The sequence below is a fragment of the Pseudobutyrivibrio sp. UC1225 genome, from assembly GCF_900115215.1.
Classification (GTDB): Bacteria; Bacillota; Clostridia; order Lachnospirales; family Lachnospiraceae; genus Pseudobutyrivibrio.
The window spans coordinates 18801-34626 of the sequence record NZ_FOVQ01000017.1 but is presented as its reverse complement, the minus strand read 5'-3'; the positions used below and the strand labels follow the sequence as shown (position 1 = coordinate 34626).

Here is a 15826-nt window from a genome sequence, read left to right as displayed (position 1 = left end):
TTATGGATAGCGGGATATGTCATCCCTTCACTTCTAAGCTTAATAACTTCGGCTTCATATGGAGCTAGTTTACCTGGAATTCTTACATTGTAATGTCTATTCTCAATGGAATAATCTGGAGACAAATAATATTGTATCGTCTTAAATGTATGATGCATCTCTTTAGAGATTTCTTCAATCGGAACCCCACTTTTAGCTAGCATTCTGGCATTTTCCACCTCTTGCTGCTTCTGCTGTAATGCCAATAAATGTTGTTTTTCTTTAATAATAATTCTGTCTTCAATCTCAGAGGGTTCAAGTTTCAAATACTTTTGAACCGTTTTAGTTGAAGAATGTAATATTAAATCTATTTCATTTACAGTTAATCCTTCATCATGCTTTTGATGCGCAAATGCAACCCTTTTCGATCTGTTATTAATATCTAGAAGTTGTCTATATTCAACATCATTGATGGACACAGCAGGTATTTGTATTCTAGCGGGAAACTTTCTTATCAAATATTTAGAAACAGCTTCTGCTAGCCCTTTTATTATATGAAGCCTGTCACTTACCTGTACAATATTAGGATGTGATTTTCTAGCAGCATTAGCATATATTTGAGCACCATCTCTTGAAATAACCTCAATATTGGGAAACTGCGAAAGCCAATTTTTACTTCTTCCGTATTTCTTGTAGGTATCAAATCGATGATTCTGTGATTTTCCAAATCTACCATCACCGTTCCATACGAAAATCTTTTTCTTAGAGCAAAGTCATCAACACAAATTTTTCTAACAGAAGAGTTATCCACAAATGCTGGCATTTTTTAGCATCACACATATGCTGCTTTTCGAAACATTAATATGATTTGATTTCAATATTTTAGAAGCTGCCACCGAGTTCATTTGTGTAGAGGTATAAAGAATATTATCCTCTAATCTGGTTGTTTTCTTAGCATTCTTACCAACGAACTTATGAATCTCAGAAAAAGCTTTCCTCGTACATAAATCATTGTCACAGAAAAACTTGCGGGTTGAGACCAATAAAACTACCTTTTTATTTTGAATTAGTAGGTCTTGTATTTCTCTTTGATACGTAGAATGTACTCTACTCGAAACAGCACCGCAATAAGGACATTTAACCTCTGTTGCTTTATTTGCTATTTCAAATACTATTGTATCTACATTATTTCTATATCTTATTAATAATTAGTGTCCAAGGCGTTAATAATTGTTTCCATAGCCATCCTACGATAGCTAAAATTATCTCACTTTAACGCTTTAAATTCAACCAAGTCTGGAAAGAACCTATTTACCGTTTACGATTATAAACAACTAGAGTGACTGGTTTGGACACAATTGTATCCTTCCTACTTTTTATTTTTAGTATTGTAAAAGCCACTATACCACACAGGTATAATGGCTTTTATACATTAATCCTAAATTTATCATCCAATTCCTATGAGCAGTTAATGCTCATTGTATGTCCATCAGCATATACAGGCTGATTGTCTTTGTAGTTATTGTAAATCTCTGCAATCTCTTCCTTGGAAAAATCTGGAAAGCAGGTGTACAGCGTCTCCAGCTCCATACCTGTGCTTACAAAGTTTTCTACTGTCATTTGGTCTTTCTTATTCATATCTTTATCTCCCCTCCAGCGTATTTTTGAATCTGAGCCCTATATTCTTCTCCCAAGTATGGACAGCATTCTTCAATGCTCATAAGGCTAGAGCTTATAGCTCTGTTGTAGGCCTTACACAATGGAATAAGATTCCTGATGTCATCTGTGCCACTATGATACTTCGGAATGAAGTGATCAATGTTGCGCTTGTCAGTCTCAACAGCCTTGCCACACTTGGCACAGATGCCGTTGGTCTTGGTCCATATTAAGTTCTTGAGATTCTCTTTACGCTTTCTTCTTTTCATGTTTCTATAGTTCAAAATCTACACTTTTTTCACTATTATGTCGTTGAATTATAATTATTCTAACCTTTTTATTATTTCATTTAGCAGACTATAAAAAACGTTAATTGCATATTTATATGTAATACCTTTAGCGCCTATTTCATCCTTCTTTTCTAAAACTTTGGCTTCCAGATCATTCAGTCTTTTTAAATCATCAACAAAAAAATCTTTAATATTTCCCATTCTATATATTTCAGAAAAAACATCGCCGATTTTATAGATTTCCTCTAATGAAGCATCTTCCAATAACATAATTAAACTATTAATATTGACACAATCCATAAAAGACTTATTCTGCACATAATAATCAGTTCTAAGATTACATTCCTCACAGAATCTATCTACTGACTCATACGCACCTTTCTCTTCTAAAATATTTGCGTCTAATTCCAGATTACGCTGTTCTCTTAACTGTAAAAGCTTGGTAATTTCTTGTTCACCAGCCTCGTAATCCCAATGAATAAAACGCAAATCATAAATTTTATCATCTTTGGCAATGAGATTATTCATAACTCGAACAAATTTCTCTACCTTAATATTTTTAAAACCAACTACATTTTTAAGTTGATATAAAAGCGTTACTATGTTTGCATAATCCCTGAATACATACTTATTATCTTTCAATTCTTCGAGCATACCATCAACAGAACGAGTAATTTCATTATCCTCCATATACCGCCAATTATAAAGATTGCTAAGCTCTGTCCCTGTTGATCTAGCTTCATTTTTCTTGTAAATCTCTTCTTTACGTTTTCTGTATTCTAGCTTCTCAGCATCATAGACTAATCCTTTTTCATCCTTTATTCCATTTACAATCCATGCATCAATAAAATAATACGCATTTATTCTTGAATATTCCTTATGGGCAAAATAAACCTCTTCTTGATAACTATAATTATAAAATCTTCCATCACGCTCTACATGTAATAAAGGTATATTTAATTCCTTTGAAACCAGTTTCCATATGCTGTATTGAATATATTCATCAACGATATAATCATAGTATTCGTAATTACATATTTTTTCCTTTGCACATAAATAAATCGATTCGAAATTTCTAATCCATAAAAATATAATCCTTAAATTATTAGAGCCTACACTACTAAAATAACCAGCTATTTTAGTAGCATTTTTATTTATAAATTTCCTATAATCATCATTAGTTATTCTTTTTTTATCATTGTCCTCGCCAGATACATCTAATATTATGTTAGAAATAGATGGCCGATAATTATATGTCCTTCTTACAACCTTCTCCTTTATATCTTTATATAAATAATTTTCAGAATACTATTCTTCGTTGTAGTTCTTTAATTGTGAAACAGTCAAATCGTCATTCACATTATTATTCTGTTTTGAAGATTTATTAACAAAGTTAATTTTTCTGTTTCCAGTCAAAATAGTTGAATATTTAGCTTCGACATTTGTATTAGCATGAATCTTACCTATATTATTTTCATCTGCTAATATAATAACCTTGCACTTTTGATGTTCCACTAAACTATTTATATATCCAAATAAAGTATTAACAGGTATTTCACATCTTTCAAAATCATCAAAACATATTACTAACTGATTAATTTCAAATAGGTTTTTAGACTCTTCTACAAACTTACTTATATCAATATCCACGAATGGAATACTTACTTTCACCGATTTAGTAAACATAGAAAGAACTGTCTGAGCTTTGTCTAATACCTTTTTTGACTCCTTTTGCGCATGTAGTTTTGAAAACATAATGTAGGAAGCTAATAATTCATCTGCCAATTCTTGAATCGTACTCATCCCATATAAAGAGATATAAATATCCCGTTTGCCATCAGTTTTTCCAACCTCATTTTCATTTATTATTTTTCTTATATAATTCTCATATAGAAAAGTCTTTCCTGCTCCCCATCCACCGTTAATTAGAATCGCATAATTATCCAAATCATCTTTTAGATAATCACGAACTTTATCTACTATTTCCTCTACATCCATTATTATCCTCCACTATTTGTACTAATATTTTGCTAAAATCACACCTATAAAAAAGTGCTGCCAGGTCAACACCCAGCAGCTAATATATAAGAGTAGGCAAGCTTCGCTTCAACCCACAAATCGAGATTAGGCCTCCATCTCCTGGAGGGATTTTGAGGTATTGTACATAGGCAATTCCTCCTTTCCTAATGTCGATTCTATTATAGGTGAATTAACAACATGTAACAACAAGAAACCATTATTCTTCAGCGTTATTTGAATCATCCTCTGACTCTTCATCTTCATTAAGAAGCAGGTCAAGAGTAAGCATATCATCAATTATGTCAACTTCACCATCAAGGTTCCAATCTATTCCAAACATAACTCTAATTCCTCATATTAATCCATTATTATTCTGCTATCTGTCAACAATGCATATACATATGATTGTCCACGAATACCATTATCCCCTAGGGTTTTGGTATCTTTTATTGGCAACAAACTAAATGCTTTTTCAAAATTCCTTCTACTCAAGAAATAGTCCGTTCGACTTGCTTTAAATCCATCTGGCTCAGATGAAACCTCATAAGTGAATTCCAAACCTCGTGTTGTATAGAATTTTTCACCTTCATGCTTAATAACATTACTCCACGCTCTATTAACATCCATTTGAAACTCCTCCTTTACCAGATTCTTCATGACTTCTATATTATTACTATCAACTAACGTTGTCTTTTCAGAAAGTGAACCTGCTGGTCTCGTAAAGCATTCCCCTACAGGACTGAGCCATAGGCCTATGAAGAAACCTATGGGCAGATATCGTACTATCCAGAGGAAGGACCATTTCATTCCGACATCTGCGTAATTATGAACAAACAAAACCAAAGTCTTGATATAAGCTATTTATAAAGTCATGCCACAGTATGGGCATTTCTTAGGGCGTGTGGTTACAACAGGAATCTCCTTACCGCACCAACCGCATTTTATATTTAATGTAAAGAATCTAATCTTAGAAAAAATCTTCATTAATCTCACCGCCTACGACTAAAATCCCATCAAGGTTAGAATTACTGTTACCACTACATCGAAAAATAACAGAATCTTTAATTCTTCCCATGTCTGTGACCAACTCTTTCCGCCTCTAATTCTGGTACTTGAGCTGTAATATCCTTCTTTTTTCATTACTTGATCATAAGTATCGCAATCATGTAATAAACATTCTGCATGGTCCCTTTCAAAAGCATCAAGATGTCCACCGTGATTAGAATCAAACATTGAACTTCCACCAAATCCTGAATTATCAAACATAATAGAACCTCCTCGACTATCAAAATAATGGTTTACCTGTTCCTTGATTGTATATTATCAGTTGATATTAACTTTTTAACGGACAGCTCAACACCTTGATTTTACTTGATTTTACAACGTACTAAAGAATACTTTACTTGGATTTGTGGTGGAATTTGAACGTGGAATTTGAGCTATGATTCTAGGCTTTTTGACTTTGTATGTTATATTTATAAACCTACAATTCATGCCATTCCATAAATTTGAAAAGAATCATCCTCTTTGATTTTTCTTGTTTCATTATTAAAAACAGCCATTTTAGTATCAGGCATCGTGTGCGGATCTATAAATTGAACATGAGCCTTATCATCATAATTACTATTAATCTTATCTAATTCAGCTATACGAAATATATATGTACTCTCGCCGAATAATGTTATATGTCCATATAAACTCCAAGCACCATTTTCAACCTTTATCATCGTTCCAACAACATGGGATTTAGAATCATCAATCTCAGCTGTAGAAATAGGTCCATTCTCTTTTTTAAATCTAATCATATCAGCATGCTTACCATAACGAATAAACTCTCTAAACAAATTGAATCTTTCGTCTAACACATATTCTTTACCTGCGTAATAGCACAAATAATTAAAGATTATCTTAGCCCATACACGACGAATACGAGAATCCTCTGTATACGTTATTTTAGTGTTCATTTCGTCGTCATCTAACAATTCTTGTAAAGTAGTTTCTTTATAGATTGCGTCCTTAGTTACATATCCCTTTTCAATTAGTATTGGCAAAGCATCTTCTTGAGAAATACCTGCTGTGATAATTGCAGACTCTTTTCCCCTTAAAAAATCTACAATCTCTTGAGTGGCCAAAGGTAATTTGTCTACTTCGTAATAATCATATTCTCTTTCGTTTGAATTACTTTTTAGCACGCCTATTGAAGGTACAGTTTCTAACGATATGTTTTCCTTGTTTTCCTTGTTTACAACCGGTATAAAATTTAATCCCTTTATCACTCCGCTATCGCCCTTAACCGTAACATGATTACGTCTAAGTTTTCTACCATCCGACATAGGATTAGCTTTTCCGTATTGCATTCTCAAAAAACCCTCATATGAATCTAAGCTTATGCCATTCTCCAATTCTCTACTAAAATATGAATTGCATTCCTGGCATACTTGGTATTTTCCTAAAACAAGACTATTTTCATAAGTCCCCATCATCTGTGACATTACATGTTCTCTATTGAACTCGCTTTTTTCCTTATCTTTTAGGCAGTAAATACATTTATATTTCATCGCTATTCCTTTTCACATATCTCAAAATTTAGGGTTAATTCAACTATTGCATATGCAGACCGCTTATTCTTCTACACTTGAAATCGCATTCTTTCTTATTCCACATCATCTCCGTTAATGTTTTTACAAACATAGTCTGTAATCTTATTCTCAATCAGCCTATTAATCTCTCTCAAATTGTGAATGTCAGAAAAATCTATATCTGAAATTGCATCTTTTTCCTTTTGTGTGGGTGACAGATTATACGTTTTCTTAACCTTCTCTAAATAATAGTCTGTTTTATATCTAACATAGTTTTGCTTTTCAATACTACTAAGTTGATTCATTTGAAATTTTAAATCAAATCTCGATCTTAATTCAGGAGAAACATTTCTAGTAAATTCTTCTGGTGAAAAGTTAGATGTAAAAATAATTATATATTTATCCAAATCATATTCCCTGCCAAGTGAATCAGTAAATTTACCATCGGCCAATAATTCAAGAAAGAAATTATGTACTTCACCAGATGCCTTTTCAAACTCATCAATTAAGATTACTTTTGATTTACTTGTTTCAATTTTATCAGTCAACTCGCCTTTACTACTTCCTATAAAGCCACGAGGACTACCAATCAAGCTACTTAATGCATTTTGTTCAGAATAGTTACCTAAGTTAATCTTAATAAACCTTTCTTTCGGTGCCAGTTTATTATGTAGAAGCCATGCAGATTCTGTTTTTCCTATTCCTGAAGGCCCACAGATAAAAGCTGAAAAAATTTTATGCTCACCGAGTTTATTAAACACGCGAAATTTAACTATTTCTTCAAATAATCTTGTCTTAAACTTTTCATTCCCATATAAATTGTTATAGAGGTATGTTTTTAAAGCGCTCAATTCATCATTGCTAATATCCACAATATTAGTAATGATTCTTTGATCCAATCCAAGATATTGCTCAAGTGGCTCTGTTCCAGAAATAAAATACGGAACATTTATTTGTACATTCTTTCCATAACGCTTATCCATTATGAAACAGGCATCATGATTACCACTATTTAAATATGCCTGAATCAAGGTAATAACTGAATAAAGCCATGCGTCTGCTCTTTCATTTTCTCCAAGCATCAACAATGATAAATCGAAATACTTAAATTGCCCAAAGATTTCCTTAAAAGGATCTTCTTTCTTTAATTCTGCATATATATCATTAGAAGTAATAATCTTTAGTTGACCATTTATTTCGGTCATAATATCTTCGATATTATTTGAATTGTAGGTATATAGTATTATCCTGCTTAACACTGAGCCTTTAGCCTCCCAAATCCACTAAAATAATTCCTGTATAATCGCAATCACATCAATATAATGAACACTGTCATTTGGACCCAGTTCAGCTAATAACTCATCAACATTATCACGCCCTTCGTCAATCTCTACATCTATATCAACAGGTTCCTTTTCCGTCTGCATTTGCGAAATGATATCTATCTTTTTCCTAATATCTTTATACTTAAATATCCCCCTATAAATTCCAATCAGTGTCACTGGACCAATCTCTAAATCAGATATCGAATAAGAATTTTCCATTTCCTGTTCCATTTGCATCGGAATCTTAAGAAGTAATCTATCTGTTGTATTCTCTCCATCTCTCTTATCTTTATTAACCTTTTCAGGAAGCTTTCCCGTAATTATGTACGATGCATCTTTCAAAAAGACATTTAATAAAGCGCCAAAATCCATCTGTCCCAGTCCTTCTACCGGAATATCTTTTAAAAGACCGCTGAGCAAGATTTTTGTACCGCTAATATCTTGTTGATTAGCAATTTTTAACGAAACATCTCTTATTTTCAAGAGCTTTCCAACCTGCTCTGCTCCTAATTTCCTAACTTCAACAGATTTTTGAATTACCGGATTTAATATAGTTGATTTAGTAGAAACCACTTTCAAAGTGTCTTCTGCTCTTGTAGCTTTAGATCCATGAATGGATATATCAGCATTTAATTTAGGGAGAATTTTAGACAATAAGTTAATTTCAGGTGCTTCTCCACTTGCGCCTAAATCTGCAGAACCCTCACTACTTTTTTCTTTTATCTGTTTTTCTAAAACTTTATTATCAATTTGCATAGCTATTTCGAACGCTTTAGTATAATTCAAATAGTAAAGATTAAACATTACTCCTCCTCTTTTCTTCTGTTTCCAGAATTGCTTACCTATTTATAATTTGATAGATATTTTTCAGCTATTCCATCCAACTGCTTCTTTATCTCCGTAAAATCTTTATCCAAATCAAGCGTTCTTACTGCTATAGTGTTCCCGCTCATCTTGTATTCATGATCTGGATAAACTGTCTCCTTAGTCTTCGCGTATAAAAGCATTCCTGAGACACTTTCATGCTCCTGATTTTTAAGCTCTACTTCCTTATTTTTCACATACGTAAAAATCTGATAGAGATTCCCAGAATGTACCGAGTAACTATCATATTGCTGTTGTAAAGAGTGCTTGTAATACTTCGCGTCAATTATAAGCGTCTTACCAGCATGCGACAGCATAATATCGGTCTGCATTATCGGAAGCATCTCATTAAAATCATCATCAAGCTGCCATGGTATCTGCGATGCAGCTGCTTTGATTTCCGGATGTTCTTTTTTATAGTATTCCAATATGAATTTCTCATATAATCTGCACATGCGCTGCTCATCAAGAAAGTCCATGAGCTATGTCGAACCATCAAATTGTGTCTGAAGCAAGCCTTTTATAACAGATAACACACTGAAATCAACATCCTATACGTCTGATTATTCTTGCTATACTGCAGATTCCAGTTAATCAAATGAATCCCCAGTATATCCACTTCACTCATATAGACTAGAAGTTTCTTAAGTTCTTTCTTTTAGGGCTTATATCCGATTTTAAAAGCAACAGAACCGTTGTCTTTATAATTCGGTTCATATATGAGTTAATTGAAAACTCATCATAGGTACAGACCATCTGTCTACGCAACAAGGTCTGGCTCTTAATGGAATCCGAAATATCAATTTTTCCTCGCAATGAAGATAAAGTCTCTGTTTTCGGTATGTATTCTTTTCCTAAACCACGTTTAATTTGAGTGCTTAATCCCCTTGCTAAGATTGCCGAGCATAAATCTGCAGTATTTTCAAATTCTTCCGTCGCGATACTCTTATATCCATGCTCATTTAAAACCTGATAAGCATATGCAAGCATGTAATAAATATTTTGAATCTTTATCACTTGATTGCGCTCCTTAAGTTATCGCTCCACTCAGTTACCTTTAATGGTTCATCAAACCAATATTCCTTAAGCATTGGTATCAACTCAAAGTCTACGATTGCATGCAACTTAGCATCTGTAATATCCTCTTTTTCAAGATTACAGAAATAGCTATGGCCTATGCAGAATCCATCTCCTAAAGACTCATCTGCTGCTATCTTCTTGTTCAATTCCTGCACACATGCAATAAGAGAATCAAACTTACTATTATCAAGAGCTGTCTTATAGGCTCTAAAGCCTTCTGAATCAAATCCCGGTACAATATTAAAGAAAGCAAATCTTCTTCGAAGCGCATAATCCATCATTGCCAAGCTTCTGTCGGCAGTGTTCATCATTCCAATGATATATACATTCTCAGGAACATAAAACATCTCATCGGAATACAGCAGCTGCAATTTGTTTTTATTTCCGCGCTTATCATTCTCAATAAGCATGAATAACTCACCAAAAATCTTGCTAAGATTTCCTCTGTTGATTTCATCTATAATAAAGAAATACTTGTTGTCGCTATCAATCTCTGCTCTCTTACAGAAATTATAAAACGCCCCCTTCTTAAGCTCAAAACCATTTGCTGAAGGTCTAAATTCCATGTCAAAATCTTCATAGGAATAACTCTGGTGGAACTGAACCATCATAACTCGATTAATGTCCTTTTCTCCCATGATGGAATATGCCAGTCTCTTGGCAATATAATATCTTACCAACCTTCTCTCTTATCATTGATACAACTGCTGCTTCCAACTCAATTACTTCATCCTGGACATTCTCTTTTACAGGCTGGAATTGCTCTGGCACAGTAAAATCAAATGCTGTTTTAAAGCTCTCTTTAGGAAGCTTTCCTGTAATAACCTTCGTAAGTACAATTGCAATCAGAAAATCACCAATTGCTGATGCATGCTCGCCATCTCTAAAATATAAATCAATGTCAGATGAATTTAATACTTCACTCCATAACTCACCAATTGGTGCAAGCCTAGCATCAAGCTTTGTAGCAAGGCTTCTGTATCTACGGTTCATCTCTATCTGATTTTCTGGCTTTGCCTTCTCTGCCCAGGTCTCAAAGATTACTGGCACTGTTCCCGCCCGTTTGCAGAGTTCCACTATCTTTGTTGCGTACTTTATAGTGTCTTCCTCTGTAGTCATTGGATGCGCCTGTTCCTGAATGACACAGTAATCATATTTCCCATGTAGAATATTAAATCGCTCCGAGAAATACTCTTCTTCCATATGCCACCTTAGTGATCTACCTGAATAAGCTAGCATGTAAACTTCACAAGCTTCTCCTGTCGCATCTTCTATCATACATCTGGCAAGCTCTGGCATGTCATTCATGTATGTATGGCTGTTGCCTATGAATAAGATTTTCATTTTGATTGTCTTCTCTAATTGATGCCACTTCTTTATTTGCTTTCAATTATGACAGTTTTAGCAATATTTTTCTATAAATCAAAACCACCGGCTTAGCCGGTGGTTTGTTCTAGCCCTATAAGGGCTTGTTACCGGCACTGGAGTCTAAAGACTCATTGAAAGGTCCGCCAGCCGCAACATCATTTACCTACCGAGCCCCTTGGGCTCTACTTATCTGTTTTTGACTACTGGCTCACCCGTGAACGGGTCAATATACTCTTTTAGTGTCATTTGATCGTACTCTAAGTCTTCTTTTAATTGATTCCTTATGTACTCTTCAATTTTCTTTGCATTCTTTCCTACCGAATCTACATAATATCCTCGGCACCAGAAATGTCTATTCCCATACTTGTACTTTAAATTCGCATGTCTCTCAAATATCATAAGCATACTCTTACCTTTTAGATATCCTACAAAACTCGAAACACTCATACTTGGTGGTATTCTAACCAACATATGTACATGATCTGGGCATATTTCAGCTTCAATTATTTCCACACCTTTTCTCTTACATAATGTACTAAGAATATTTGCTATATCAGCTTTTAACTGACCATATGCAACCTTTCTCCTATATTTAGGTGCAAAAACTATGTGATACTTACACTCCCACTTTGTGTGTGATAAACTATTCATGTCCATTGGGGACTGCCTCCTTTGCTTTTACTTGGCTGACGAACCATAGTAATTCTAGCACTGGAGGTATTTTTCTGTAAGCTGAAGCATTCCTAACCACCCGCAGAGCAGGTGGTTTTATTCATTTTTCAAAGTATTTATTTTATCTAAAATATAAGAACTAAGACTTTGAAAAATAGGGCCTTGCCCTAACAAAAAAAGGCAGGGTAGCCCACAGCCACCCTGCCCATTTATTTACCCAACACTCCTCTCTATCTCCCTCTCAAACCTGAAATAATCATAAGCCTCCACAAACCTTACCCCCTCAAACAGGATATCCATGAATTCACCATAAGAAGCAATTCGCTCAAGAGCCACTTCCACGATTTTCACTGCTAGGCCATCCTCAAGATACCTCTGAAACTCGCCCTGCTCTTCTATATCAGGCGTGTACTCAAAAAGCTGCTCCCTATACACACAATGTTTTCTCTCACGCATCCTGATTTCCACATTACCATTCGTATATACGTTAATAGCAAAGCGCTGGCCAAATTCTTCGAATACCAAGTAGTGATTATTGTTTCGGACAGTGATTTTAAGAGACAATCCGTACCTGGAATCTCCCAATGTCCTTTGGTAAGCATCCATAAAAATCTTAAACGTATCTACGATAAAAGTAGTCTTTACCGCCTGCTCCATTCTTCTGATTTCTCGTTTTTCCTTTGATAATCCCATAACCTTCCTCCAGCTAAATACTCATATCATCCTTATTCCTCTTTCCAAAAATTCCGGCATCCTTACCAGCGAACTTATCCTTCAGCTGATCAATTACAGATGGCTTTCTATCAGCTACCACATTTTCAATTTCAACCGCTGCTGCATAATTCGCATCCTCTGCCAGCTGATCAAAATCCACTTTCTTTACTCCTGCAGAAGTATCAAAACCTTCACACATCACAAGCTCCGCTACCACAATGGCTATAGATGCATTCGGTCTTTCAACTACTCCTCCATCCTTTACTCGGAAGCTCTCATCATAGATTGTGTAGTCGAAACCACCGTCAGTTTTTTGAACTGCCAGGTACTCATTTCCGATTTTGAAAGCTACCTCATCATTTGATGTTTCAAATTCCTTGGCAGCTTCCTCTCTTCTGATTTCAGACTCAATATCATTTATGATTTCATTGACAGTGCGTCTGATGGTCTGCATTGAAGATTTCAATTCCTCCATTTCCTTGCTGGAGCTCCAGCCTGCAATATACCCAAAGGAATAATCAGAAGTATCCAGTCCAAAGTAATTGCAAACTGCATAAGCTACAGATTCAGCCTCCACCTCTTTTGTTCTTCTATCCAGGGATTGCTTTGTTTCTTCTGCAGATTCCTCTGGCTTGCCATGTAGGATGGAATGAGCCAACTCATGAATCAGAGTTTTCAAAGTCTGAGCCTGAGCCATATCCTGCTGCACAACAATCTTGTTATCCTTCTGAGAATAGAATCCCTTGGCTCCGCCTTCGATGTCTCTGTACTCAATTGGCACTTTTGCGATTTCATGAATAGCCTTGGTTATCTGATTGAATCTTTCCACCTCACCCTGCAGTTGATTCACTCCAATTGTTGGCAGCTCCTTGCCTTCCGTATCGGACACATCAAAGACTGTAGCAACTTTAAACTTTGTCACCTCAATAGTCTTCTTGGCTCCTTCCTTTTCGGAATTTTCATCATCCACCTCAATCTTTACTTTCACTGGTGAGATAATCTTGATTCCCTTGGAGCCCTTTTTTACGTACCTGTCAAAATTCTTTTTCCAGGCCTCATAGCCTGCCACCAAACTTGCATCTGGTCGCTGCATTGCTATAAGCAAAGTATTATTGAAGCTGTAGTTATGAAACTTAGACATTGTACGCAAATACGTTTTGTATTTCTCTGAATCAATGTAACGGTGACAGGCACAAAAAACTCATATTTAGGTACTGTGTTTATTAATATTTTTTAATGTTCCAAAAATCTACAAAGATTTTCTAAAGAGCAGTCACTACACTCCTATTTTTATTACCGTGTAGCAATAAATGGTGCTTTTTTGTATAATGAATTGTAGCTAAAAGTTTTTTACGTATTCATTATGAGGAGGGTGGTTTTATGAATGGGGCGCTGGTTGCATTAATTGTTGTTTTAGTTGCATTGGTATTGGTACCAATAATTTTTAAAATCATAATTAAGGCATATCAGGATTATGATTTTAAAAGACAAATAGACGGAGAAATCCCAGAAAGGAAATATCAAGGAAGTAATCCACCAGTTGATTTTTGCGGAATAAAAGCTTCTGATGATATGACCAGCCAGCAGGCTTATAAAGAATCCTGTGATGCTGAGTTAAGAATGAGAGGAATGCAAAATATAATCGGACCGAAATAATGTTAGAACCTGTCACCATATAAACTTGGTGGCAGGTTCTTTTTTATATACTCTACTTGTATAGATCTTCTACTGTAATCAGCTTTACATTAAACATATCAGTATTTTTTACCCAATCTGTAAAGCCGCTTAAAGAAAATAGAATTAATGTTGTGACATTATAGCTGCCAGATATTAGCTTAGATCTTCTAATAAGGGTATCGAATATCTCTTTATCTATTTTTTCATTTTTAAATTTACACTCACCTAAAATAGCTGTTTTATCTATCGTAGATATACCTACAACATCGATATCTGCAGACTGTTGATACCGCTCTCCGTTTGCATCTATCATCTGCTCTACACCCCACCAAGTACCAACTTCTGTTATAAAGGAACCAAATTCTCCAAGAATACCGTGCTCCAATGTGTAATAACGGCACATATCTTCAAATACACTTCCCATAAAAGAATGTAATCCACTCTTTACAACTTTTTCATAATATACCTGGCCCTGCCCCATTTCTATTACACTTATAGCCTTAGGAATAAACTGATACCAGAATTTAAACATATGGTCTTTAAGAACATATTGGGTTTTCTTCTTATTCTTTTCCTCTGTAATACATTTTTTCTTCTCAACAAGCCCTACATCGATAAGCTTTTCTAAAGAATAGAGAACCGTACTGTCCTTTTCCTTTACCTTTGCGGCTATAATATTAAGAGCGGTCTCGCCTGAAGCTACCTGCTCAATAACATTGTTTACAAGGGTCACATCAGAAAATTCTTGCGTTAACAGGTTCTTTGTTTCATCAAATAAATAGCCATCCGTATTAAAGAAAAGTTTGATTATATTTTCATCTAGGCTTTTTGAAGAATCAAAAAGTGCCAGATACTTTGCTACACCGCCAGTAACACCATAACAAATAGCCTTGTCTTCTGGTGAATAGTTAGGTACAAACAGAGCAGAATCCTTGTAGTTGAATGCATCCAGTTTTAGCTGAGAATCTCTACGACCGAAAATAGGACTCTTTTCACTAAGCACTTTCTTTTCCATAAAGCTAAGAGCTGAACCACACAGAATAAGCATCAAGTTTTTATCCAGCCACTGAGTATCTATATATTTTTGTAAAACAGACAATAACGCATCGTCTTTTTCTGCCCAGTATGGCAGTTCATCAATAACCAAGATTAGCTTTTCTTCTTTACTTGACGCCTTGCTTGTTATTATATCAAGAACACTTTCTATATTGGGAAATGTGGCGTTACTATACGCAGGATCTAACACATCAAAAACCTGTTTTGAGAACAACTCCAGATTTCTTTCGGCACCTACTTTTGTGGCTGTATAAAATATAGCCTTTTTCCCTTTAATGAACTCACTAATAAGGAATGATTTACCTACTCTTCGTCGACCATAAATTACTGTCATTCCAAAGCCATCTTTTTCGTATATAGTCTGTAGTGATTCTAATTCTTTTTCTCTACCAATAAACATGTGCGCTCCTTTTATTCAAATCGTTTTCATTCAAACACATTTGAATCAAATCTATTTGAATATAATATATCACATTTTATACTCACTTGCCATACAATATGAACATTAAATTAACTTCATGAGCCCATATTTGCACGTTGTTAAATC

20 protein-coding genes and 2 pseudogenes are annotated in these 15826 nt (G+C 34.8%); 1 reads left to right on the top strand and 21 read right to left on the bottom strand.

The features are described 5' to 3' along the window. Positions 1–365: 365 nt before the first annotated feature. From BMZ41_RS16160 to BMZ41_RS14265, 20 genes and pseudogenes are all read right to left on the bottom strand, one after another. Positions 366–715, bottom strand: a pseudogene (locus BMZ41_RS16160) (transposase); the annotation flags it as partial. Between the two features lie 67 nt (positions 716–782). After that, a complete protein-coding gene (locus tag BMZ41_RS16155; RefSeq protein WP_442960248.1) occupies positions 783–1142 on the bottom strand; it encodes a transposase family protein in 360 nt (119 codons plus the stop codon). A gap of 295 nt (positions 1143–1437) precedes the next feature. Next, positions 1438–1617 carry a hypothetical protein gene (locus BMZ41_RS14330; RefSeq protein WP_090530883.1) on the bottom strand — a complete coding sequence of 60 codons (180 nt, stop codon included), beginning with the start codon at positions 1615–1617 and terminating at the stop codon, positions 1438–1440. Then, on the bottom strand, positions 1614–1904 hold the full coding sequence (locus tag BMZ41_RS14325; protein WP_143071359.1) for an HNH endonuclease: 291 nt from the start codon (positions 1902–1904) through the stop codon (positions 1614–1616). Before BMZ41_RS14325 ends, BMZ41_RS14330 begins: the two co-directional genes overlap by 4 nt. Before the next feature lie 54 nt (positions 1905–1958). Next, positions 1959–2615 (bottom strand): hypothetical protein, encoded by a 657-nt coding sequence (locus BMZ41_RS14320; RefSeq protein ID WP_090530876.1) that lies wholly within the window; start codon positions 2613–2615, stop codon positions 1959–1961. Between the two features lie 618 nt (positions 2616–3233). Next, positions 3234–3923: a P-loop NTPase fold protein gene (locus BMZ41_RS14315; protein ID WP_090530873.1), complete on the bottom strand. Its 690-nt coding sequence runs from the start codon at positions 3921–3923 to the stop codon at positions 3234–3236. Between the two features lie 238 nt (positions 3924–4161). Continuing rightward, entirely contained in the window at positions 4162–4284 is a 123-nt protein-coding gene (locus BMZ41_RS15975) for a hypothetical protein (RefSeq protein WP_255405358.1), read from the bottom strand. 17 nt (positions 4285–4301) lie between these two features. Continuing rightward, the gene (locus tag BMZ41_RS15475) at positions 4302–4571 is read right to left on the bottom strand and encodes a hypothetical protein (RefSeq protein WP_143071358.1); all 270 of its coding nucleotides are present in this window, start codon (positions 4569–4571) and stop codon (positions 4302–4304) included. A 234-nt stretch (positions 4572–4805) separates the two neighbouring features. Further along, positions 4806–4928, bottom strand: coding sequence for a hypothetical protein (locus BMZ41_RS15970; RefSeq protein ID WP_255405357.1), 123 nt, complete (start codon positions 4926–4928; stop codon positions 4806–4808). Between the two features lie 18 nt (positions 4929–4946). Further along, positions 4947–5210: a hypothetical protein gene (locus BMZ41_RS14305; protein WP_090530868.1), complete on the bottom strand. Its 264-nt coding sequence runs from the start codon at positions 5208–5210 to the stop codon at positions 4947–4949. A 224-nt stretch (positions 5211–5434) separates the two neighbouring features. Continuing rightward, entirely contained in the window at positions 5435–6502 is a 1068-nt protein-coding gene (locus BMZ41_RS14300; protein WP_090530865.1) for an HNH endonuclease, read from the bottom strand. A gap of 95 nt (positions 6503–6597) precedes the next feature. Then, the gene (locus BMZ41_RS14295; RefSeq protein ID WP_177184249.1) at positions 6598–7728 is read right to left on the bottom strand and encodes an AAA family ATPase; all 1131 of its coding nucleotides are present in this window, start codon (positions 7726–7728) and stop codon (positions 6598–6600) included. 78 nt (positions 7729–7806) lie between these two features. After that, complete coding sequence (locus tag BMZ41_RS14290; RefSeq protein WP_090530859.1) at positions 7807–8652, bottom strand: hypothetical protein; 846 nt, start codon at positions 8650–8652, stop codon at positions 7807–7809. Positions 8653–8690: 38 nt separating this feature from the next. After that, positions 8691–9140, bottom strand: a complete 450-nt coding sequence (locus BMZ41_RS16065) for a 5-methylcytosine restriction system specificity protein McrC (protein WP_334292340.1) — start codon at positions 9138–9140, stop codon at positions 8691–8693. 205 nt (positions 9141–9345) lie between these two features. Next, a complete protein-coding gene (locus BMZ41_RS16060) occupies positions 9346–9729 on the bottom strand; it encodes a 5-methylcytosine restriction system specificity protein McrC (RefSeq protein ID WP_330388908.1) in 384 nt (127 codons plus the stop codon). After that, a pseudogene (locus BMZ41_RS14280) lies at positions 9726–10460 on the bottom strand (AAA family ATPase); the annotation flags it as partial. The pseudogene BMZ41_RS14280 and the gene BMZ41_RS16060, both read right to left, overlap by 4 nt. Continuing rightward, complete coding sequence (locus tag BMZ41_RS16150) at positions 10411–11136, bottom strand: SGNH/GDSL hydrolase family protein (protein ID WP_177184248.1); 726 nt, start codon at positions 11134–11136, stop codon at positions 10411–10413. The gene BMZ41_RS16150 and the pseudogene BMZ41_RS14280, both read right to left, overlap by 50 nt. Before the next feature lie 210 nt (positions 11137–11346). Continuing rightward, positions 11347–11817, bottom strand: coding sequence for an IS200/IS605 family transposase (gene tnpA, locus BMZ41_RS14275; protein ID WP_090530856.1), 471 nt, complete (start codon positions 11815–11817; stop codon positions 11347–11349). Positions 11818–12045: 228 nt separating this feature from the next. After that, complete coding sequence (locus tag BMZ41_RS14270) at positions 12046–12525, bottom strand: hypothetical protein (RefSeq protein ID WP_090530853.1); 480 nt, start codon at positions 12523–12525, stop codon at positions 12046–12048. Positions 12526–12538: 13 nt separating this feature from the next. After that, complete coding sequence (locus tag BMZ41_RS14265) at positions 12539–13687, bottom strand: LPD16 domain-containing protein (RefSeq protein WP_090530850.1); 1149 nt, start codon at positions 13685–13687, stop codon at positions 12539–12541. Between the two features lie 239 nt (positions 13688–13926). Between BMZ41_RS14265 and BMZ41_RS14260 the strand changes: the two genes are divergently transcribed. Beyond that, on the top strand, positions 13927–14202 hold the full coding sequence (locus tag BMZ41_RS14260) for a hypothetical protein (protein WP_090530847.1): 276 nt from the start codon (positions 13927–13929) through the stop codon (positions 14200–14202). Positions 14203–14254: 52 nt separating this feature from the next. Here the strand turns inward: BMZ41_RS14260 and BMZ41_RS14255 are convergent, their stop codons facing one another. After that, positions 14255–15679 (bottom strand): ATP-binding protein, encoded by a 1425-nt coding sequence (locus tag BMZ41_RS14255; protein WP_090171062.1) that lies wholly within the window; start codon positions 15677–15679, stop codon positions 14255–14257. Between the last annotated feature and the right edge of the window lie 147 nt (positions 15680–15826).